An 18,924-nucleotide genomic window follows, 5' to 3' on the forward strand; every position below is an offset into this window, starting at 1 on the left:
GCAGGAGCCGCGTAGCGTCGGCGTATCAGGCCGTATCTCGGGATTGTGCCAGCCGCTTGATGGACTCAGTGGTCAGCAAGGTTCGCCTACCGATTTTGATCGCGTCAAGTTTGCCAGATTTGAGTAAGGCATAAACCGACGACCGACCGATGCCGAGCGCCTTAGCGGTGTCGTTGATAGAGATTGCCAGCACTTCCATGTGCATCTCCTTGTTTATCGATTACCGGTGTACGGGTGCGGGCATGGCGCCGCCTCGACGGTCATGATCCCCTGCGCTTGGGTGCGCCTTCCGCCACCTGGCTGATGCGGACAATCTGCTGGTGCTTTGTGCCGAGGCGAAGTTCGGCGACGTCGAAGATGCGATCGACCACATAGAAGCGGGCCTTTACGCGATAATTGACGAGTTGGGCCCCGCCCTTCCCCCCCAACCAGGAAAGTCGGCGGTGCCTCGGCGACGACCAGCATCGCAGGAAATTCGATAAAGATCCGCCGCCCGTCGTCGAAAGCGCGAACCGGCCGCCAAGTCGGTCGATCATTGGAAACGACATAGTTAACATGACGCTGCTCGACTTTGATCCCGGCCGCTACTGGCTCCGTCGCCTCGGTCGCCGCGGCGACGCGATTCAATTCGATCAGCGCATCCTGGGATAGGTCGCAGCCCCCTCCCCGCGATAACGATCGCGAAGGTAACAAAGATCTTGCTGATGAGCAATTTGGTGGGCGTCACATCGAGGCTCCCGCCCGCCGAACAGGATCGGTGGAGGCGGTTTCAGACTCGGTGACGGGGGCCAAAAACGGAACGGCGCTGATGAGCGCTGATGGGCTCGCTCCGGTTCAGATAGGCCAGTAGTAAAGCCGGAATCCGGTGAAACGAAGTGGCCTCGATCAGCCCCAGTCAGAGGCCGTGGTGGTTCCTCGGCCTTTTGAGGTGTGCACTGGAGATCGTCGCCACGATGTAGCGGAGGTACGATTGTCGAGCATGTATTTGCCGATGAGATCGGGAACAAGACCACACAGGCCTACCGGCGAGAGGATGCGTTCCTGCAACGGCGCGTGCTGATGAAGGATTGGGAGGGGTATCTCGATGCCAAAGCAAGAAATCGAAACGGGTAAAAGTCGGCGTAAACCAGATTCGGTGCGGTTGGCCGCTTAGCCGTAATCATCATGGATTGGGCGAGGAGCAGCGTAGGGAAAACGTGACAGCAAGTTAAGGCTTGTTTGAAATAAGCCCCGTCACCCCCTGAATCTTGTCCACCCAGTCGGCAGCAACGCTGCTTCTCCAGCTAATTACCTCATGAATGAGCGCATAGTCGGCGGAGAGGTTTCGACCGAATATCGGCTCATGATGCGCGATGCGATTCCGGAAATGTCGGATCGTCAGCAGTGCGTTGAAGGCGGCCGCACGGGCCGTGGGAATGGGTGTTGCGTTAGGAACGCCCGGGAATGACGCATTGAAGTTTCTATTGGGAAGCCAAAGACGGTTGTCCTGGCCGACCGTGAACACCTTTTCCCAGAAGGCGAAGTTGAGTTCCGCCACCACCTTGCCGGTCGTCGGCTGCCTTGCTGCAACGTCGCGCAGATTATTCTGCGGATTGTAGTGGTAGGCCTTCTTGGGAACCGGCAGGCTGCGAATGAAACCGTTCGACCATGGCCAGTTTGGCCCATGCACCTTCTCGATCGCCTCGACGACGCCGTTGCGGGCCGCGACTTCGCACACTTGCAACGGCACGATAAAGGCCGCCGAAATTTCCAGATTCCACTGGTACAGAGCGAGCGCGTGATCGACATCGTTGTTTGTGACGCGCAGATATGTGGCGAATCGCGGGCCGGAAATGACGGGAGGAAGATCGCGAATTTCGTCGGCGGTGAACATTGATGAGGCGACTCGTTGGAGGAATTCCCCTCTCTGTAGGTTGACTTTTAACCCCTTCGCACCCATTATCTCAACCAGCGGCTTTGAGACACGCGGGCGCAAGCCCCCCCTCATCGTCATCGGATAATTGGGAAGCCCGTCAGAAATGGCGGGCTTTTCCAATTCTTAGCCACATAGCAGGCCTTGATGGCCGGAGCTCAAGCGCTGCGGCGCTCGAGAAGCTCAGCCCCGGCCATTTACCCCATGAAAGACCCAAAGTCGATCTGGCCCAATTGCATTTGGCGCTCCAACTCAGTAATGATATTGAGACTCGATAGCGGATAAGTGATGTCATCTGACTTGGAAAATGGGAAGGATGGTGTTGACGACCGCTCTAGTCTCGTCAGGGCTGCGCAATATGTTCGAATGTCGACCGACCACCAGAAATATTCGACGGAAAATCAATCAGAATACATCGCCTTCTACGCCGCTCAGCGTGGCTATGAAATCGTCCGGACCTATGCCGACGAAGGAAAGAGCGGTCTTCGCATAGATGGACGGGAGGCAGTAAAGCGCCTGCTTTCCGACGTGGAATCCGGGAGGGCCGATTTCTCTGCTCTCCTTATCTACGATGTCAGTCGGCTCGGTCGTTTTCAAAACACCGACGAAGCGGCCGAATTTGAACTCCGCTGCAAGCGGGCGGGCGTAACCATTCACTATTGCGCCGAGCAATTCGAGAACGACGGGTCCATGATGGCTGGCCTGTTCAAGGCGTTCAAGCGCTCGATGGCGGGTGAATATAGCCGCGAACTCTCCGTTAAGGTCCACGCCGGACAGACGCGGTTGATCGAGTTGGGCTTTCGGCAAGGTGGCGCTCCCGGATTCGGACTACGCCGCCAGCTTGTCGATGAGAACCTTCAACCCAAAGGAGAGTTGGCGGCAGGCCAGCATAAAAGCATCCAGACAGATCGTGTCATTCTGGTGCCCGGACCACCGGAGGAGGTTGCCGTCGTCCAGGCGATCTATCGTGGATTTGTCGAGCACGATCGTTCCGAGCGCGAAATCGCGGAAGATCTGAATCGTCGAGGATTGCGGACGGACCTGGGGCGCCCATGGACGCGCGGGACCGTCCATCAAATCCTGATCAACGAAAAATATATCGGCAACAACGTGTGGAATCGCACCTCCTTCCGGCTGAAGCAGGCGCACATCCGCAATTCCCGCGAAAAATGGATCAGGCGCAACTGCGCCTTCACGCAGATCGTCGATGCTGGCCTGTTTGCTCGGGTCCAGGCGATTATCGCCCAGCGATCGATCAGATTGACCGATGCGCAAATGCTTGATGTCCTGAAAGCGCTATTGAATCAGCACGGGGCGTTATCCGGTCTCATCATCGATGAGAGCGAAGATTGCCCCTCCAGCAGCGCGTATCGCAATCGCTTCGGCGGCCTGCTGCGTGCCTACTCTCTGGTCGGCTTTACGCCTCCGCAGGACTACGGTTATCTCGAAATCAATAAGGAACTGCGCCGCCTCCATCCTAAAATCATATCCGACATCCTTACCGGCATCGGCCAGGTCGGTGGTTCGGCTATGCTGAATCCGGTTACGGACCTTGTCCGGGTCAATGACGAATTCACCCTATCCATCGTTCTGGCCCGCTATCGCCAAACCGGGACTGGTGCGGCACGATGGCACATCAAGATCGACCACCAGTTAAGGCCGGATATAACGGTTGCCGTGCGGATGGACGCCGACAATCGGGCACCGATGGACTATTATCTGCTTCCCCACTTGTCGCTTGGAGACGCATTCCTCCGGCTCTGCGACCATAATGGGTTGGGCTTCGACGCCTATCGGGTTCCCTCACTGGAGTCGTTGTTCGCCTTATCCCGGCGCGCCAAGCTGAGAAAGGCCGCTTGAATGTCAGAAGAGACGGGCCAGACAGTCGCATTCATCGCCATCGACCGCATCACTGTCGTCAATCCAAGGAGTCGTCCTAAACGCAGCTTCGAGGAGATGGTCGATAGCATTGCCGCGGTCGGCTTGAAGAAGCCCATCACCGTTACAAGAAACCGGGATCACGGTGCAGGATATGACCTTGTTTGCGGTCAAGGGCGTCTTGAGGCCTTTCGCTTGCTAGGCGAGAAGACGATACCAGCCTTCGTGGTCGATCTCGATCCGCAAGACAGCCTGATTGCAAGCTTGGTCGAGAATTTTGCCCGTCGCCAACTGCGCGGCATCGACCTGCTGCACGACATCGGCGCGATGAAACAACGTGGACATGCCGAAGCCGAAATCACGCGAATGACCGGGCTCTCGTCGGAATATGTGAAGGGTATCATTCACCTGATCGAGAAAGGCGAGCAACGGCTCCTGCAATCTGTCGAAGCTGGAATCGTGCCGGTCGCGATTGCGGTGCAGATCGCCGATGCTGACGACATTGGTGTTCAGGAAGCTCTCCAGCAGGCGTATGAACGCAACGAGTTGCGCGGCAAACGCTTGCTCGCCGCCAAGCGGTTGGTCGACAGGCGCGCGAAATATGGCAACGCCCTTGTCTCACACCTGACGAGAAAGCCGAAGATTTCATCGATGTCGCTGGTGAGAGCCTATCAGCAGGACACCGAGCGCAAGCGGATGCTGATACGAAAAGCCGAGGCCACTAAGGCACGGCTGCTACTGATTACCGCAGCCATGCGGGAAATGCTGCGAGATGAAGCACTGGTGGAAGTCATGCAGCAGGAGGGCCTGGCCACCATGCCGAAGGTTCTCTCCGATCGTATCTTCCCAGGGAGAATGTAATGATGTCCGAGCCCCGTAAGCCAGTCCAGATCGCGTTCGAGCGCGAGAGCCGCATCATCCCGGTCTCAAAGATCAAACTTCTTCGACCCGTCACACAAGCCATGCGAACGGGAACAAAATATGGGCAGATAGCGGCATCGGTGAAGGAGGTGGGTATCATCGAGCCTCTGGTCGTGGTGCCCGATCCATCCGTGAAAAATGCATACTATCTTCTCGATGGGCATATGCGGCTGGATATCCTCGTTGGCGAAGGCACCAATCGCATAGATTGCCTGGTTGCCACGGAAGACGAGGCTTTCACCTACAACAAGCGCATAAGTCGTATGTCGATCATTCAGGAGCACAAGATGATCCTCAAGGCGATCGAGAAAGGGACGCCTGAAGAACGGATCGCGCGCGCTTTGAACGTCAATGTGTCGACGATCAGGTCCAAGCGTAAGCTGCTCGCGGGTATTTGCTCCGAGGTTGAGGAGATGTTCAAGGACCGCCAGGTTCCAATCAATGTTTTTACCGAACTCAGAAAAATGAAATCGGTACGACAGGTCGAGGCCGCGGCATCCATGATCAAGATGAACCGCATCACGAATGATCAAGCGCGCTTTCTGGTCGCTGCGACTCCCGCAAGCCAGTTGGTCGAAGGCAAGGCCAAGCCAAAGGAACTGACCGCCGAGCAAATTGTGGAGATGGAACGGGAGACAGCCAATCTCGACCGAGAGGTGCGCGCGATCGAAGATAGCTACGGTGCCGACAACCTCGCCCTGGCAGTAATCACGGGATTCGTGTCAAAACTGCTCGATAACGCTGCGGTGCTGCGTCATCTTGCAAAGGTTCACCCCGACATACTGGGCGAATTTCAGAAAATCCGAGATGCCGAAAAAATAACAGCTTGATGTTTGAATGGGGACCCGGACCCGAAAGCGCGGGGACCGCAGGAGACGCCGCACGGTGGGGCGGATCAAGTGCGGTGGCAGGAAGGGCGGCGATCCCGCTGAGGCCTGCCAGGCTGGCCGTCATATGCCCAGCCGGCTTGCTGCATCCCGCAAGTTTTTCCTGCATGCCGGCAGGGATGTAGTCGGCATGCCGTTGTTTTCTGACGCGAGCGAACATAGCGCACATAGCCGGTAGGTCAGGTCGGGTTTGAAACGCCTCCCGTGACCACGGAAATCCATGCCTCAACCTCGCGCTCGCTCCAGCGCGTTGCCGCCGGCGTCATCTTATATGGCATCGGGAAGCGTCCTTCGACGATCATGGCGTAGATCATGGTCTTGCCGAGGCCGACCCGATACCGAACCTTAACAAACCTCAGCAATCGATCCGGCACCCATGCGGCCTCCGTCTCGATCATAATTTACGTCGCTCCAGTCCATCGCGCGCCTTTGCGAAACCGCGGTCACTCGCAAGGAAGGCAGCGAGCATGTGCGGGACCAGATCAGTGATAGCCTGCTCATCGCCATAGGCCTGCTGGTAGATCGCCGCGTAATCGACCAAAGCCAGATGAAGGTCCGGTGCGATGCTGATGGTCAATTTTACGGGCGTTCTGTCGGGCAGGCGGGTTAGCTTGATATCTGCCATATCGGGCTCCTATTCTTTCCAGGGTGCGAGGATGAGATCGCGGTGAACGACCAGCCGGACCGGCGCGCCGGGCCGAATAGTGATGGTCGGTTGGATCTGGAGGTTGCGGGAGGTGATCTGGTCTCCGGCGCGGGACACATTTTGCTGGGTGGATTCGCGGATCGCCTGGACGAGATCGCTCTCCCCGGAGAAGGTCACGTTCGCACCCACGCCAAGCAATGTCGAGATCGCGACGCCTTTGAGCAGAGTCCAGGTATGAAAATCAATTTTATCGGCAAGCCCCGCATAGCCTGACGGGTCCGTTGCGGGCACGTTCTCGAGCCGGATCGAACTGCCGTCCGGCAAGATAACCCGCTGCCATACGACAAGGGCGCGCTTCTGCCCGAACGCGACCACGCTGTCGTAACTGCCGATCAGCCGCGCGCCCTGCGGAATGAGAAGAATGCTGCCCGTGGCGCTGTCGAAGACCCGCTCCGTCACCTGGGCGGTGACGAGGCCGGGCAGGTCGGACCTGAGTCCCGTAATCAGGCTCGCCGCGATGACGCTGCCAGCGGACAGCATGTCCGGCGACGCCGGTGGGCTCAGCCGATGCTCGTTGACATCGCCGCCAGTGGCGCGCGCCGCAACAAAGTCGGCCTTGCGCTGCTGGGCATTGGGATCGCGATCAGGATCGATGGCGATGCGCGACGCATCGCTCGCTACGGCCGGGGGAGATGACGGCGTCGCATCGGCATTGCGGGTCGGATCGGTGCGGTTGCCGGATTGCACCAGCAATCCCGACTCGCGTGCCGCCCTCAATTCCGTAGCCCGTCGATCGCGTTCGGTCGCGGCGGCCTGGTCGGCGCGACCGGCTTCGCCGCTCGCCGATTCCATGCCCATCGCACGCTGATGATTGAGGATGGGGCGGCCGAGATCGCCCGGCAGGGGCGGTCCGAGTTTGGGCACGTCGCCATAGCTGCCCGGCAAGCGGCTCAATGTATCGGTCGGCGCTTTCGCCACGACCGTCTGGTCATCAGCCTGTCCAGTAAGGTGCAATGCGGACGGCCGCAGCGCGACCCAGGCTGTCGCGATCAGGCTGACCGAACCAAGCGCCGCGATCGCCACCACGGCTCCCCGCTTAAAGCGGATCGCCCGCGCCGGCTGGGCGCGCAGCGCGAGCGTTTCCGGGTCCACCTTGCCCGGTGCGGCGGGGGTTTCGGATACCGGTGGGGCTGCCGTCTCGACGGTCATGATCCCCTCCGCTTGGGCGCACCGTCCGCCACCCGGCTGATCCGGACGATCTGCTGGTGCTTCGTGCCGAGGCGAAGCTCGGCGACGTCGAAGATACGATCGACGACATAGAAGCGGCCCTTCACGCGATAGTTGACGAGCTGGGCCTCGCCTTTCCCGTCCACCAGGAAAATCGGCGGCGCCTCGCCCACGGCCAGCGTTGCCGGGAACTCGATGAAGGTCTGCCGCCCGTCGTCAAAAGCACGAAACGGCCGCCAGGCCGGTCGATCGCCCGATACGGCATAGTTAAAATGAAGCTGCTCGACCTCGATCCCGGCCGCCACCGAAGCCGTCGCCTCGGCCGCCGCGGCGGCGCGCTTCAGTGCGATCAATGCATCCTGGGGATAGGTCCAGGAAAGTGCGGCCATCGCCGTCGTCATCCCACTGGTCAGCGCGATGTGATAGCTGCGCCGGTCGGTGGTGATGACCAGGTTGGTGGACAGGCCGGCACTGAATGGCTTCACCAGTATATGGGTCCGCTTCTCCGTGCCCGACCCGCTGGTGGTATCGCCAATCACCCAGCGCACCGTGTCTCCGCTTGCCACGGCGACCAACGTCTCGCCCAGTTGCAGCGCGATGTCCGTCACCCTCTCCGGTGCGGTGATGACTCGATAGATGGCGCCGTCGGTGAAAGGATAGACCTGCACGGCGTTGATGAACCCCTGCGCGGTCGGCTCGATCGTCGCCGCGCGGTTGGCGATGGCGACCGGCGCGACTTCGCGCGACGCGTTGCGGATCGGCGGACTCGCCCCTGCGCTGCCGGCGAGAAGGATGAAGCAAGGCACCAGCAACGTGGTTGTGAGAGTTCGGGTCATGGCTGGGTCTCCGTATTGGCGGTCGGTTGCGCGGCAAGGTTCGGGTCGAGCGGCGACCCGATCGGCACGTTGCTGGGAAGCGGCGCGGCAGACGCTGGAGCAGTCGATGCCGCAGGCTCGAACTCGCGGCTCCAGTCGATCGCGTCGATGTAGATGCCGAGCGGGTTCTTGCGGAGCGTGTCGGCCGATACCGGCGGCTTCGTCAGGATCGTCAGGATGCCGGTCCAGTGCGAGGAACCCGCCTCACTCCCACGCTCATAGGCCGTCTCGGTCCATTTCACCTGGAACGAGCGATCTGATGCCCGGACGACGCTGGTCACCTGGACCGACACGGTGCGCTCGCCGATCCTGGCGAAGGGGTCTGCGGCGCGGGCATAGTCGCCGAGGAACTGGCTTCCTCGCGTCGTGGTGAAGTCATAGGCCGCAAGCCAGTCGCGGCGCATTAGCACCGGGCCGAGCGAGACTCCGCGGACATTCTCGATGAACTTCGCCAGATGCCAAGCGATCTGGGGATCGGTGGGGCGATAGCCCGCTTCGGCCTCGGTCACCGCCCTGGCCTCGCCCAGGCGATCGACCTCGACGACATAGGGCGTGACCCTGCTCTGCAGCGATTGCCAGATGAGCGCACCCGACATGGCGGTCGACAACGACAGCGTGCCGAACGCCATCAGTCGCCAGTTGCGGGCCTGGACACGGGCCGACCCGATGCGGTCATCCCAGACTTGGCCGGCGCGTTGATAGGGGGTCTCCGGTTCGGGTGTCTGGGCGTAGCGCTGGACGGCGCGCTTAAAGAACATGGGGTATGAAGATCATGGCTCAATCTTCCCTTTCCTTGATATCTGGAGTGGCGGATGCGCCGCCGCGATCGCCTTCCTTCAATGTCTGGAGCGCAACGTGGCGGTGATGACGGGAGTCTTGTTGTCGGCGCAGCGACTGCGCCCAGGAGGGAGCGCCGTCGGCGGGGGCGTCCGCAGCCTGCCCGCCCGATCCAGCTCCACCGTTGAGTGCGGACCAGGCGGCGTCACGACCGCGCTCGGCGGCTTGGCCCAAGCCCAGCGCCGTCGATGCTTTCTGGCGGGCGGCGTTGCCGGCTGCCTGCGCCATGCCGCTGATGCCGGCGCCGACACTCGAAGATCCGGCCGCGGTCTGACCGAGCTGGTATGAGGTAGAGGCCGCCGACCCCATCGTCGTGCCGGCCCGGATTGCACCGAGTGCTGCGCCACCCGCGGCGCGAGCTGCCCCCAAGGCGGCACCGCCGCCCAGGGCGACGATACCGGCTGCGCCGACCGTCGTGCCGACTGCTGCACCCGCGCCAAGCTGCGGGGCACCGGCGACAAGGCCCGAGGCGATGCCGGGACCGAAGATACCGAGGCCGAACAGCGTGAGCGACGCCAGCACGAGGCTCATGGCCTGGCCGATGTCCGGTTCCTGGCCCTGCAGGGCAGCGGTGAACTCATTGAAGAAATTCGAGCCGATACCGACGATGACGGCGAGAACCATCACCTTGATGCCGGAACTGACGACATTGCCCAGCACGCGCTCGGCGAGGAAGCTGGTCCGGTTCCAGAGCGCGAAGGGCACCAGCACGAAGCCGGCGAGCGTGGTCAGCTTGAACTCGACGATGCACACGAACATCTGCACGGCGAGGATGAAGAAGGCGATGATCACGATCGCCCAGGCAAACAGCAGCACGATGATGGTCAGGAAATTGTCGAAGAAGTTGGTGAAACCCATCAGTTTCGACACCTGTTCGAGGAGCGGCCAGGCTGCCGAGAAACCGGTGCCCGCAAGGCGGCCGGGTTTCAGGAGATCGTCCGCCGAGAGCGTGCCGCCGCCCGCGGTCAGGCCGGCCGCCGCAAAGGAGCGGAAGATGATGTCGGCCAGGGTCGAGAAGCGGTTCAGGATGAAGGCGAACGCGCCGACATATAGGATCTTGCGCAGGAAACGCCCGATCACATCCTGCTCGCCGCCCATCGCCCAGAATAGCCCGGCAAGCGTTATGTCGATGCCGATCAAGGTCGTGGTCAGGAAGGCAACGTCGCCGCCCAGCAGTCCAAACCCGCTGTCGATGTAGCGGATGAAGGTCTGCAGGAACCGGTCGATGACGTTCAGGTCGTTCATAAGGAAATCCTGGAAATGCAGCCGCGGGGTCCGATCTGGGGAGCGGGACCGAACCCCGCGGCGGCAGCGGCGAAGAGGCGAATTCGCCGCTGCCTGCACGCCGGCTCGGGCCTATTGAGGGGTGTAGGCCGAGCCGGAACCGAGAAACTTGGTGGTCATGGCGCGGGCGTCGATCTCGGCCTGCGCGCGGCGCGCCTGCTCGACCGCCTGCGCCCGATATTGCGCCGCCATCAGGTTCTGGATCTGGAACTGTTGCTTGGCGGTCAGTGCGAGCAGCTGGTTGGTCGCCTGTTGCGCTTGCAACGCGCCCTCGGCGGCCTGGCTTCGCGATACGATGCCACCCAGGGTCTGCGCGTCAGCCTGGACGTTCTCGACGACCTGCGCCTGCACGCCCATCGTCTGTCTGTAGGCTGCCATCTCGGTGTCGAGCCGGGTCCGCGCGGCTACAACCTGGCCGTTCATGGTCATCGCCTGGTTGAAGCTCTGCGGAAATAATGCACGGAACTCCTGGTCGAGACCGGCGACGCGGAACTGGATGCCTTGTGCCTGTCCCATCAACTGGTCGATCTGCTGAAGCGTCTGGGTGATCGCCTGGATCTCGGGGAAGCCAATCGTGGTAAGATTTTTCGCTTGGTTGACCAAGCTCTGCGCCTGGTTCTGAAGCGAGCGGATCTGGTTGTTGACCTGCTGAAGGGTTCGGGCGGCGGTAAGCAGATTCTGGCTGTAATTGCTCGGATCGAACACGGTGAGCTGCGCATGAGCGGGCGCACTCGGCACGATGAGCGCGCCAAGCGAACCGATGGTGCCAGCCCCGAGCGCGGTCGCGATCAGATATTTGCGGGTTGGGATACGCATGATATTTTACTCCTTGGCTTGGGGGACGGGAAAGTCGGCGAGGAGGCTGGCGGCCCAATCGAGCCCGCTTCCTTCAAGGAAGCGGGCCGCGAAATCCTCGGGGCCATGCTCGGCCAGCAGGGCGTCGATCCGCGTCTGAGTCACAGGATCGGATGCGCCGCACAGGGCGAGCGCAATCGGGCCGAGGCCGAGTTCGAACAGGCGGTTGCCCCGTGCGGATTGCAGATAATAATGCCGCTTGGGCGTGGCGCGGCTGACCAGCTCGATCTGCCGCTCGTTGAGGCCGAACCGCTCATAGGCGGCGCGCGACTGCGGTTCGATCGCCCGGTCGTTGGGCAGCAATATGCGTTGCGGGCAGCTTTCGATGATGGCCGGTGCGATGCTGCTGTCGGCGATATCCGCCAAACTCTGCGTCGCGAACAGCACCGCGACATTCTTCTTGCGCAGCGTCTTCAGCCATTCCCGGATGCGCGCGGCGAAGAGCGGGTGATCGAGGAAGATCCAGGCCTCGTCGAGCACCAGCAATGTCGGCCGTCCGTCGAAGCGCTCCTCGAGCCGGTGGAAGAGATAGGTCAGCACGGGGGCGATGACGCCGGCCTGTCCCATCAGCGACTCGGTCTCGAAGCACTGGACGTCGGCGAGCGCGAGATGCTGTTCCGCCGCGTCGAGGAGCCGGCCATAGGGGCCATCGAGCGTATAGGCGGTGAGCGCAGTGCGCAGCGCATTCGATTGGAGCAGCATGGTGAGCCCGGTCAGGGTGCGCTCCTCCGGGGGCGCCGACGCGAGACTGCCCAGCGCCGACCAGACGGCGTCCTTCACTTCGGGGGTGACCATGACCTTCTCGTGGGCCAGCAGCGCCGCGATCCATTCCGCCGCCCAGCTACGTTCGCTCGCATCGTCGATCCGGCGCAGCGGCTGAAACGCCAGGGTGTCGCCGCTGTCCGCGCCGAGGCCCAGCGCATGATGGGCGCCGCCCATCGCCAGCACCGCCGCGCGTGCCGAATAGCCCTTGTCGAAGATATAGAGCTGGGAGTCGGCATAGCGCCGGAACTGCAGCGCGATCAGCGCTAGCAATACCGACTTGCCAGCACCAGTCGGGCCGACGACGAGCATGTGGCCGACATCGCCGACATGGGTCGAGAGGCGAAACGGCGTTGATCCGCTGGTCTGGGCATAGAGCAGCGGCGGCCCGTCGAGATGCCGGTTTTCCGTCGGGCCCGCCCAGACCGACGACAACGGCATGAGGTGGGCGAGGTTGAGGGTGTGAATCAGCGGCTGGCGCACGTTCGCATAAGCCTGGCCGGGCAGCGACGACAGCCACGCCTCGACCGCGTTGACGCCCTCGCGCTTGGCTGTGAACCCGAGGCCGTTGACGATACGCTCGACCGCGCGGACCTTCTCCTCGGCGCGATTGCGGTCAGCGTCCGACACCGTGATCGTCGTGGTGAGGTAGCCGAACGCGACATGGTCGCCGCCGAGCGCCTGCAGCGCAAAATCGGCATCGACCACCTTGTTGTCGGCGTCGCTGTCGAGAAGCTGGGCCGGCTGGTTATACATCACCTCGCGCAGCAGCGCGGTGATCGACTTGCGCTTGTTGAACCATTGCCGCCTGATCTTCGTCAGCGCCTTGGTCGCATCGGTCTTGTCGAGCGCGATGAAGCGCGTAACCCAGCGGTAGCCGAAATCCGACAAGTTGAGCGCGTCGAGTATGCCGGGCCGGCTGACGTTCGGGAATGCCAACACCGTCAGGGTTCGCAGATGGCGGTCTCCAAGCTTGGGCTCCAACCCGCCGACCAGCGGCGTATCGGCGAGCAGCGCATCAAGATAGATCGGTGTCTCCGGCACGGCGACCGGATGGCGGCCGCTGGAAACGGTGCCGTGGAGATAGGTCAGCGTCTCGGCGTCGCTTAAGGGCCGCACCTCGGGCATGAAGCCCGACAGGAGGTCGAACACACGATCGGTCTCGGCAATAAAACCGGCGAGGCTGGCGTGCCAGTCCCGGCCCTTCGCGTCGTCAGGCCGCTCGACCAGCGTCCGTCCCGCCGCATCGCTGCTGTCCGCGGGTGGCAACCAGACCAGCGTGCCGTGATAGATACTCTCGAAATGCTGGCCCTCGGCTTCGAACCCAGCACGCCGCTCCTGCTCGACCAGCCAGGACGCTGCGTCGGGAAAGGCACTCTCCGGATAGCCGAGCGCCTCACGCCGTTCGGCCTCGAAGAACAAAGCCCAACCCGAGCCGAGCCGTTTGAGGACGTTGTTCGCCCGGGCGCAGGCCGACACCAGTTCCGCTTCCGTCGCGCTTTCGAGATCAGGACCGCGAAAGGCGAAGGACCGCATGAAGCTGCCGTCCTTGTTGAGGATGATGCCCGGTGCGACCAGCGCGGCCCAGGGCAGATGGTCGGCCAGCCGGTCGGCGCGCGACCGGTATTCCGCTAGGTTCAGCATGCCAGATATCCTTTCTGGCGCAGATGGCGGAGCAGCACCGGCACGAACTCCGGGTCGCGACGGGCCGCGAACACCGCGATGCTGTGGCCAATCGCCCAGATGCCGATCCCGACCACCCATTGCTGCAGGCCCAGCCCGACCGCGGCGGCGATCGTGCCGTTGACGATCGCGATGCCCCGAGGGGCGCCACCAAGCAGGATGGCTTGCCCCAGGCTGGCGTGGATAGGCACCTCGAATCCAGCAACATGACCGTTGTCGATGTGGCTCATGCGACGAGCGCTCCCCCGCCGAAGCTGAAGAAGGACAGGAAAAAGCTCGACGCCGCGAACGCAATCGACAGGCCGAAGACGATCTGGATGAGCTTGCGGAAGCCGCCGGACGTCTCGCCGAATGCGAGAGCGAGCCCCGTGGAAATGATGATCAGAACCGCGACGATCTTTGCGACTGGTCCCTGGACCGACTCCAGTACCTGCTGGAGTGGTTCTTCCCACGGCATACCCGCGCCGCTGGCATAGACGCGGCTGGTCATGGTGATAGACAGGCCGAGCACCAGCCCGGTGAGGAAGAAGCGGTCGCGGTTGGAAATACGAACGATGGTCATGTCAGTCTCCTTCAAAGTCGGGGTTGGGGTCTGGGAAGAGATCGACGACGGCGTAGCCGCCATCGGGGTCGAGGCCCGCGACGCAGGCGATCGTCTCGATCCGCCGCGCGGTGCCGCGGCCGGTGATGAAGACGATTATGTTGATCGCCTCGGCGACCAGGTGGCGCGGCACGATGACCACGGCTTCCTGGATGAGTTGCTCAATCCGGTAGAGCGCGGAAGCGGCGCTGTTCGCATGGACGGTCGCGATTCCGCCGGGATGGCCGGTGTTCCAGGCCTTCAGCATGTCCAATGCTTCGCCGCCCCGGACCTCGCCGACAATGATGCGGTCGGGTCGAAGGCGCAGCGTAGAGCGCACGAGATCGCCCATGGTGACGGCGGTGTTCTTGTCAGATGAGCTTGGCCGGGTCCTGAGCGCGACCGTGTCGCGCGCCGGCGACTGCAGCTCGCGGGTATCCTCGATCAGGATCACCCGTTCGTCGAGATGCGCCATTTCGGCGAGCAGCGCGTTGGCGAGCGTCGTCTTGCCCGAGCTGGTCCCGCCCGCGACAAGGATGTTGCGGCGATCGACGACGGCGAGCGATAGCAGGCGTGCGGCTTCCGCCGACATGATGCCGTCGGTCACATAGTCCATCAGCGTGTAGATACGCGCCGCCGGTTTGCGGATCGAAAAGCACGGGGCCGTCGAAACCGGGGGGAGGATTCCCTCGAACCGCTCCCCGGCGCCAGAACCAAGCGGCGGCAGTTCGGCCGACACGATGGGCTTGTCGCCATGGACCTCGGACCGGACATGGGATGCCACCAGCCGGATGATCCGCTCAACTTGTGCGGGGTCGAGCTTCACGTCGGTATCGACACGACCCTCGCCGAGGATATCGACGCGGAGTGCCCCGTCGGGATTGACCATAATCTCGATCACACGGCTGTCGGAGAGCGCGGCGGCAATCGCCGGTCCCATTGCGGTGCGCAGCATGGCACGGCGGCGTTCCGCGGAGACGCTTGTCGTCTGGGCGGACATCATGATGCGCCTCCGTCGGATTCGACTGGTGCCAGTGTGCGCTTGCCGCCCGCTATCTGGCGACCGACCTGGGAGACGAACGCCTCGAACCGGTCACGCCCGATGGCGCGGGCCGCGGTATCGGCTTCGGGCAATGGCGCCGTCACCATCAACTGGTAGCGGACGAACAGCGACAGGCTTTCGAGCAGCACGTCGATGTCGCGTCGCGCGCCGGCGAGTTCGCGTGTCAGCCGGTCGAGGCGAACCTTCAGGAGGTCGTCGACTTCCTTGGTTCCCCGGCGCGCCAGCCAGTCCTTCAGTGCGTCGTTGACGAGGTGGCTCTTGTTGCCGCGCGGACCGGCGGCGAGCGCCTCCAGCGCGTCGCTGAGTTCGCGGTCGATATAGAGGTTCTGGCGGATCTTCATCGCAGCCTCAGAAATCCGGTATGAGGTCGCGCTTCGCGCCCTCGTTGATGGCATGGCCCCGCACGATGGCGTTTTGCCCTTGCGCCTGGTCCATGGCGCGCTTGTCCGCGGCGACATCGTCGTCGTCAGGCGCGATCTGGGGATCGCGCGTTTCGGCGGCGTCGGTCGCCTTGGAAACCTGCTCGGGAAGGCCGGGATGGCGCTGCTGCTGCATACCGCCATCGTCCTCGCCGCCGGCGGCGTCCTCCGCCTGCTGCAGTCGGTCATCGGTGCTGCGCACCTGGTTGGACCAGTCGTCGCGGCGCGACTTCGGGCGGTCGACATATTGGCCCGATTCCAGCACCGGTGCCGGTGCCACGCGCGCGGCGAAGTTTCGGTCGCGGAAATAGCGCAATTTGCGCGCCCTGATCGGCGCGAGACCGGAAACGAGCACGAGCTCTTCGTCGGGCGAAAGCTGCATCACCTCACCAGGCGTCAGGAGCTGGCGGGCGGTCTCCTGGCGGCTGACCATGACGTGCGCGAGCCAGGGCGCGAGCCGGTGACCGGCATAGTTTCGCATGGCGCGCTGCTCGGTCGCGGTGCCGAGCGCATCGGACATGCGCTTGGCGGTGCGCTCGTCATTGGTCGCGAAGGCAACGCGGACATGGCAGTTGTCGAGGATGGCGTTGTGGTCACCATAAGCCTTCTCGATCTGGTTGAGGCTCTGCGCGATCAGGAAGGCGCGGATGCCGTAGCCGGCCATGAAGGCGAGGCTGGTCTCGAAGAAATCGAGACGGCCCAGCGCCGGAAACTCGTCGAGCATCATCAGGAGTTGGTGCCGGCGCGAGGATGTACCGGGCTGGTCCAGTCGCTCAGTGAGACGGCGGCCGATCTGATTGAGCACAAGGCGGATCAGCGGCTTAGTACGGCTGATGTCCGACGGCGGAATGACGAGATAGAGCGACAATGGCCACTCAGCCTCGATCAGGTCGGCGATCCGCCAGTCGCACCGCGAGGTGACTTCCGCGACTGTTGGATCACGATAGAGGCCAAGGAAGGACATGGCGGTCGACAGCACGCCGGAGCGTTCGTTCTCACTCTTGTTGAGCAGTTCGCGCGCGGCGGAGGCGACGACGGGATGGACCCTGGGGTTGTTGTCGTCGCCGAGATGATTGGTGGTCATCATCCGGCGGAGCGTGGCGACGAAGCTGCGCTGCGGATCTGACAAGAAGGTCGCGACCCGAGCGAGCGTCTTCTCTTCTTCGGAATAGAGAATATGCAGGATCGCGCCGACCAGTAGCGAATGGCTGGTCTTCTCCCAGTGGTTGCGGCGTTCCAGCGCGCCTTCGGGATCGACCAGGATATCGGCGATGTTCTGGACGTCGCGCACTTCGTCGATGCCGCGCCGGACCTCAAGCAGCGGATTGTAATGCGCCGAAGCGGCGTCGGTGGGATTGAACAGTAGGCAGTGCGAGAAGCGCGCGCGCCAGCCGGCGGTCAGCATCCAGTTCTCACCCTTGATATCGTGGACGACGGTCGAGCCGGTCCAGGACAGCAACGTCGGAACGACAAGTCCCACACCCTTGCCGCTCCGCGTGGGCGCGAACGCCATGATGTGCTCGGGGCCGTCATGGCGGAGATAGCGGCCGGCAAGTGTGCCGAGCATGACGCCGGCGTCGCGATGCAGCCCGGCGCGCTCGATCTCGCGGGGGCTCGCCCAGCGCGCCGAACCATAGGTGGTGACGTTGCTCGACTGGCGTGCGCGCCACAGCGAGCCGAAGATCGCTGCCGCGCAGCCGATAAAGCCGCTGGCGCCGGCGAGCATGCCCGCCTTGTCGAAAACGACCGGGGCATAGGCTTCATAGTGATACCACCAGCCGAACAGCGCCCAGGGATAGTAGATCGGCACTGTGCCGAGCCGGAACCACGGCAGACCCAGTTCGGGCTGATAGGCCAGCATTGCCGCCGCCCACTGTGTCGCGGCCCACACCCCCGCGATGACGACCGCGAAGACGACAAGGATCTGGCCGATGAGCAATTTGGTGGGTGTCACGTCTAGGCTCCCGCCCGCCGGACAGGACCGGCTCGGGCGGATTCAGACTCGGTGACGGACGCCAAAAACGGAACGGCGCTGATGGGCGCAGATGAGCTCGCGTCGTCCGGCTTTGGCCGGAAGGTAGAACCGGAAGCTATCCGGCAGGCTTCGCCCTGCGTTAGAGGCCGGCGTCGGTCCGGAGCGTTTCGATGCGTTTGAGCGAAACGGCCTCGATCATGTCGCGAAGGGCGCGAATGGACTGTGCCAGAGCATCGAGGTCGTCGTTGCCGATCTCGTAGCTCGCCGAATAGCGGGCTTCGACATAGGCGCGCTTGAGCAATTCGAAGCGGCGGCGGTCAATCCGGGTGGCGCGCGGCCATGCTTCGATCAGCCGCGCCTCGCTGTCCTCGGCCAGCGACCGCAGGAATTTGATGTTGTGGGAGCGAGGAAAGTAGAGGGTGCGGACGAGAAGGAAGCAGGCGTAGGCCGTTTCCGTTGCTTGATGCAGGTTAAAAGCCGCATGCCGTCGATATCGAATTGGGTCATCGGTACGGGCCTGCTGTGCCGATGCAGTTTCAAGCCAGACGTCGATATCGCCCAGCTTCTCCTCGAAGTATTTTGATGCCATTTCAAACGCGTCAGCCGCCGTCAGCGGTTGCGGTGTAGCGAGCGCACTGCCGGGCAGTTCGTAAAGAACAATGCCGTCACGGACAATATCGACCCAGAAATACTCGCCCCGGCTCAGAGCCTGATTCACCTCCTCCAGCGTGTGCACGATGATATTTACGGGTCGCCCGATCGCGGTGTCGCGCAGGATTTTATCCTCGGCAACGTACCAGTAATCGGCGATATCCGTCAGATCTGGGTGACTGACGATAACCAGCAGGTCGTAATCTGACTGGTATCCGTTCTCGGGCTCATCAACCCAATCGTCGCGCGCATAACTGCCGAACAGGATGACCTTGAGGATGCGGCCATTCTTCTTCCACGGCTGGTTCGCGCGCGCGGTCGCTTCGGCGAACTCGCCCATAAGCAATTGCGTTACCCGTTCCAGCTCGTCCTGGTGGGCGGGTGGCAGATGATCGATGCCGTTCTTCATCAGCGGATTCTCTTGATTAAGCCGTCCTTATGCAACCCTTCAATTCGCGAGAGTTGCTCC

19 protein-coding genes and 1 pseudogene are annotated in these 18,924 nt (G+C 62.5%); 3 read left to right on the plus strand and 17 right to left on the minus strand.

Going from position 1 to position 18,924, the window contains the following annotated elements:
• Positions 1–25: 25 nt before the first annotated feature.
• From BMX92_RS19090 to BMX92_RS19100, 3 genes and pseudogenes are all read right to left on the minus strand, one after another.
• The gene (locus tag BMX92_RS19090; RefSeq protein ID WP_093019563.1) at positions 26–199 is read right to left on the minus strand and encodes a helix-turn-helix domain-containing protein; all 174 of its coding nucleotides are present in this window, start codon (positions 197–199) and stop codon (positions 26–28) included.
• 272 nt (positions 200–471) lie between these two features.
• Positions 472–576, minus strand: a pseudogene (locus tag BMX92_RS28090) (P-type conjugative transfer protein TrbG); the annotation flags it as partial.
• A 631-nt stretch (positions 577–1,207) separates the two neighbouring features.
• Positions 1,208–1,873, minus strand: coding sequence for a hypothetical protein (locus BMX92_RS19100; RefSeq protein WP_093019456.1), 666 nt, complete (start codon positions 1,871–1,873; stop codon positions 1,208–1,210).
• A 327-nt stretch (positions 1,874–2,200) separates the two neighbouring features.
• Here BMX92_RS19100 and BMX92_RS19105 point away from each other — a divergent pair, with 327 nt between their 5' ends.
• Genes BMX92_RS19105 through BMX92_RS19115 form a run of 3 tightly spaced genes read left to right on the plus strand, consistent with a single transcriptional unit; the run spans position 2,201 to position 5,541 of the window.
• A complete protein-coding gene (locus BMX92_RS19105) occupies positions 2,201–3,772 on the plus strand; it encodes a recombinase family protein (RefSeq protein WP_093019458.1) in 1,572 nt (523 codons plus the stop codon).
• Positions 3,773–4,651 (plus strand): ParB/RepB/Spo0J family partition protein, encoded by an 879-nt coding sequence (locus BMX92_RS19110; protein WP_093019460.1) that lies wholly within the window; start codon positions 3,773–3,775, stop codon positions 4,649–4,651.
• A complete protein-coding gene (locus BMX92_RS19115; RefSeq protein ID WP_256213511.1) occupies positions 4,651–5,541 on the plus strand; it encodes a plasmid partitioning protein RepB C-terminal domain-containing protein in 891 nt (296 codons plus the stop codon). The genes BMX92_RS19110 and BMX92_RS19115 overlap by 1 nt, the downstream gene beginning before the upstream one ends.
• A gap of 236 nt (positions 5,542–5,777) precedes the next feature.
• Here the strand turns inward: BMX92_RS19115 and BMX92_RS19120 are convergent, their stop codons facing one another.
• The 14 genes from BMX92_RS19120 to BMX92_RS19185 form a co-directional block, all read right to left on the minus strand.
• Positions 5,778–5,996: a helix-turn-helix transcriptional regulator gene (locus BMX92_RS19120; protein WP_093019462.1), complete on the minus strand. Its 219-nt coding sequence runs from the start codon at positions 5,994–5,996 to the stop codon at positions 5,778–5,780.
• Positions 5,993–6,223, minus strand: a complete 231-nt coding sequence (locus tag BMX92_RS19125) for a DUF2274 domain-containing protein (RefSeq protein ID WP_093019464.1) — start codon at positions 6,221–6,223, stop codon at positions 5,993–5,995. Before BMX92_RS19125 ends, BMX92_RS19120 begins: the two co-directional genes overlap by 4 nt.
• A 9-nt stretch (positions 6,224–6,232) precedes the next feature.
• Positions 6,233–7,453: a TrbI/VirB10 family protein gene (locus BMX92_RS19130; protein WP_093019466.1), complete on the minus strand. Its 1,221-nt coding sequence runs from the start codon at positions 7,451–7,453 to the stop codon at positions 6,233–6,235.
• Complete coding sequence (gene trbG / locus BMX92_RS19135) at positions 7,450–8,307, minus strand: P-type conjugative transfer protein TrbG (protein ID WP_093019468.1); 858 nt, start codon at positions 8,305–8,307, stop codon at positions 7,450–7,452. Before trbG ends, BMX92_RS19130 begins: the two co-directional genes overlap by 4 nt.
• Positions 8,304–9,104 (minus strand): conjugal transfer protein TrbF, encoded by an 801-nt coding sequence (trbF, locus tag BMX92_RS19140; protein ID WP_093019470.1) that lies wholly within the window; start codon positions 9,102–9,104, stop codon positions 8,304–8,306. The genes trbG and trbF overlap by 4 nt, the downstream gene beginning before the upstream one ends.
• Positions 9,105–9,123: 19 nt before the next feature.
• The gene (gene trbL, locus BMX92_RS19145) at positions 9,124–10,428 is read right to left on the minus strand and encodes a P-type conjugative transfer protein TrbL (protein WP_093019472.1); all 1,305 of its coding nucleotides are present in this window, start codon (positions 10,426–10,428) and stop codon (positions 9,124–9,126) included.
• Positions 10,429–10,539: 111 nt separating this feature from the next.
• A complete protein-coding gene (trbJ, locus tag BMX92_RS19150) occupies positions 10,540–11,283 on the minus strand; it encodes a P-type conjugative transfer protein TrbJ (RefSeq protein WP_093019474.1) in 744 nt (247 codons plus the stop codon).
• 6 nt (positions 11,284–11,289) lie between these two features.
• Positions 11,290–13,728 carry a conjugal transfer protein TrbE gene (gene trbE / locus BMX92_RS19155; protein ID WP_093019476.1) on the minus strand — a complete coding sequence of 813 codons (2,439 nt, stop codon included), beginning with the start codon at positions 13,726–13,728 and terminating at the stop codon, positions 11,290–11,292.
• Positions 13,722–13,997 carry a VirB3 family type IV secretion system protein gene (locus BMX92_RS19160; protein WP_093019478.1) on the minus strand — a complete coding sequence of 92 codons (276 nt, stop codon included), beginning with the start codon at positions 13,995–13,997 and terminating at the stop codon, positions 13,722–13,724. Before BMX92_RS19160 ends, trbE begins: the two co-directional genes overlap by 7 nt.
• Complete coding sequence (locus tag BMX92_RS19165) at positions 13,994–14,329, minus strand: TrbC/VirB2 family protein (protein ID WP_062731517.1); 336 nt, start codon at positions 14,327–14,329, stop codon at positions 13,994–13,996. Before BMX92_RS19165 ends, BMX92_RS19160 begins: the two co-directional genes overlap by 4 nt.
• 1 nt (position 14,330) lies before the next feature.
• Positions 14,331–15,347, minus strand: a complete 1,017-nt coding sequence (trbB, locus tag BMX92_RS19170) for a P-type conjugative transfer ATPase TrbB (protein WP_093019480.1) — start codon at positions 15,345–15,347, stop codon at positions 14,331–14,333.
• Positions 15,347–15,751, minus strand: a complete 405-nt coding sequence (locus tag BMX92_RS19175; protein WP_093019482.1) for a CopG family transcriptional regulator — start codon at positions 15,749–15,751, stop codon at positions 15,347–15,349. The genes trbB and BMX92_RS19175 overlap by 1 nt, the downstream gene beginning before the upstream one ends.
• Positions 15,752–15,758: 7 nt before the next feature.
• Positions 15,759–17,783 (minus strand): conjugal transfer protein TraG, encoded by a 2,025-nt coding sequence (locus BMX92_RS19180; RefSeq protein ID WP_093019484.1) that lies wholly within the window; start codon positions 17,781–17,783, stop codon positions 15,759–15,761.
• Between the two features lie 160 nt (positions 17,784–17,943).
• Positions 17,944–18,864, minus strand: a complete 921-nt coding sequence (locus BMX92_RS19185; protein ID WP_093019486.1) for a HEPN domain-containing protein — start codon at positions 18,862–18,864, stop codon at positions 17,944–17,946.
• Positions 18,865–18,924: the final 60 nt, after the last annotated feature.

It is taken from the genome of Sphingobium sp. YR768 (genome assembly GCF_900111125.1).
GTDB lineage: Bacteria > Pseudomonadota > Alphaproteobacteria > Sphingomonadales > Sphingomonadaceae > Sphingobium.